This window comes from Chitinophaga sp. (genome assembly GCF_036569125.1).
Classification (GTDB): Bacteria; Bacteroidota; Bacteroidia; order Chitinophagales; family Chitinophagaceae; genus Chitinophaga.
The window spans coordinates 1-2,278 of sequence record NZ_DATCRF010000025.1; the positions used below are offsets into that span (position 1 = coordinate 1).

General features: G+C 46.0%; 4 protein-coding genes. 3 read left to right on the plus strand and 1 reads right to left on the minus strand.

What is annotated here, in order from left to right; all coding sequences use genetic code 11:
* A partial coding sequence (locus VIM87_RS00870) for a GntR family transcriptional regulator (protein ID WP_331995139.1) occupies positions 1 to 546 on the minus strand: 546 nt, incomplete at its 3' end.
* Between the two features lie 52 nt (positions 547 to 598).
* On the opposite strand from VIM87_RS00870, the gene VIM87_RS00875 reads away from it, so the two are divergent.
* The 3 genes from VIM87_RS00875 to VIM87_RS00885 form a co-directional block, all read left to right on the plus strand.
* Positions 599 to 1,204 (plus strand): FMN-binding negative transcriptional regulator, encoded by a 606-nt coding sequence (locus tag VIM87_RS00875; protein WP_331995140.1) that lies wholly within the window; start codon positions 599 to 601, stop codon positions 1,202 to 1,204.
* Between the two features lie 5 nt (positions 1,205 to 1,209).
* On the plus strand, positions 1,210 to 1,749 hold the full coding sequence (locus tag VIM87_RS00880) for a GNAT family N-acetyltransferase (protein WP_331995141.1): 540 nt from the start codon (positions 1,210 to 1,212) through the stop codon (positions 1,747 to 1,749).
* 72 nt (positions 1,750 to 1,821) lie between these two features.
* Positions 1,822 to 2,278: DEAD/DEAH box helicase (locus VIM87_RS00885; protein WP_331995142.1), on the plus strand; the 457-nt coding region annotated here is incomplete at its 3' end.

Sequence of the window (2,278 nt, forward strand, 5' to 3'; positions counted from 1 at the left end):
GGACAACGCTTCTCTATAATAATCCGGCCCATCGGGATAACTGTAACGGCCAAACTTATTATATAGCCCGCTTCTTGTTAACTGGCCGCGGTAAGCCCTGCAAAATTCTTTTATGGGGGCCAGTTTAGGGTCGGGAAATCCATCATCCAGGTGCAGCTCAGTAGTAACTACTGAAAGCATATTGTTCAAATAGCTTTTAGGCTGAATGCTAAAACCTGCACGTTGCTGCGGGGTAAGAACGGGTTTGTCGTTCAATTTTTTTGGTGCATGCTCCGGGATGTGCGAGGAAACAAAAGTGCCGCGCCCAACGGAACTTTCCAGCCATCCCTGCATCTGCAATTCATCATATGCCTTGGATACGGTGATCCTGTTGATCTGCAGCAGCGCGGCAACATCCCTTGAACCCGGCAATTTTTGACCCGAACGTAATTTGCCGTTCCTGATCAAAGACAGCATCACATCTGCCAGCTGCAAATACACTGCCCTGTCAGCCGAGTGATCAAGCTGAATATTGCCAAAGAGCTGCGCTAAAATTGGACTACCCATTTTATTAGAATTGGACTATAAAGGTAAACCAATTTGAGGGTACTTTTGCGCTATGTACACACCCAGTCATTTCCGGTTCGATGATGAACAAGAGAAAATTGCTTTTATGAAGCGGTACAGCTTTGCAACGATGGTTACCATAAAAGACCAGCTGCCCATCGCTACCCAATTGCCATTTGTTATAAATGACAATGCCGGCAGGATCGTACTCAGCTCCCACTTTGCCCTTGCCAATGAACAGGCAAAATATATTGAGGCCAATACTTCTTTGATCATCTTCTCTGAGCCCCATGCCTATATTTCACCTGCACATTACGATAAGCAGGAAAGCGTCCCTACCTGGGACTATATTGCGGTACATGCCTACGGAAAGGCAAAGATCCTGGAAGAAGAAAGCGCTAAGATCAAGGTGCTGGAACAGATGATCCATTTTTATGATCAAAATTACCTGGAACAATGGAACAGCCTCTCTGACAGATTCAAAACAGGCATGCTAAAAGGTATTGTGGCCTTTGAGCTGGAAGTAACAGACCTGCAGGGGCAAAAGAAATTAAGCCAGAATAAAACAGTCCCTGAACGGGAACGCATAACCGCGCATCTGGAAAAAAGCAACAATACGGTTGAAACGGAACTGGCTAACTACATCAAAAACGTATAATAATTATGCAAACGCCCTTCAATATTCAGCCCATATTAGAAAATGACCAGGTGATCCTTTATCCCTTGCAGGAAGAAGATTTTGAGGCCCTATACGCCGTAGCAGCAGATCCCAAGATATGGGAGCAACACCCCAGTAAAGACCGCTGGCAAAAGGAAGTATTTCAAACCTACTTTACCAGCGGCATGCAAAGCGGCGGCGCCTTTAAAATAGTAGATAAAGCCAGCGGGAATATTATAGGCAGCACCCGGCTCTATGACTACAACGAACCGGATAACAGCATCCTGATCGGATATACTTTTTATGCTACCCCATACTGGGGAAAAGGCATTAACCGCGGGGTTAAGCTGATGATGCTGGAATACGTTTTTCAATTTGTTTCAAAAGTATATTTCCATATCGGGGCTAATAATGTACGTTCCCAGATAGCCATTGGCCGTTTAGGAGCAGAAAAGATCAATGAACGGGAGATCGCCTATGCCGACCGGGGCCCTGAATTAAATTATGAGTATGTTATAGAAAACAAAAGAGCGCCTCAAAACTGATCGGACATAACATGAATTTCGCCTAACCCGGGAATAACGCTACTTTTGTAGTTCATTTTTCTATTGGTTCATATGACTTTTGAGGATCTAAATCTGAATAAACCTTTACTGGCAGCGCTGAAGGATCTTAATTTCACAACGCCTACCACTATTCAAAGCAGGGTGTTTTCCGTAACAATGTCGGGCCGGGATGTGTGTGGCATTGCCCAAACAGGTACCGGTAAAACGTTCGCTTACCTGCTGCCCTGCCTGCGCATGTGGTCTTTCACCAAAGACAGGTTCCCGCAGATCCTGATCATTGTGCCTACCCGGGAGCTGGTGCTGCAGGTGGAGGAATCTGTTAAAAGGCTTACACGTTACATGAGCGTAGCAGTAGCAGGCTTTTATGGCGGTGTGAATATGAACCCGCAAATGGCTACCGCAGCGGGTAAGCTGGATGTGGTGGTGGCCACACCGGGCAGGCTGGTGGATATTGTGCTGAGCGGCTCATTAAAACTGAAAGCCATTAAACAGCTGGTGATAGATGAGA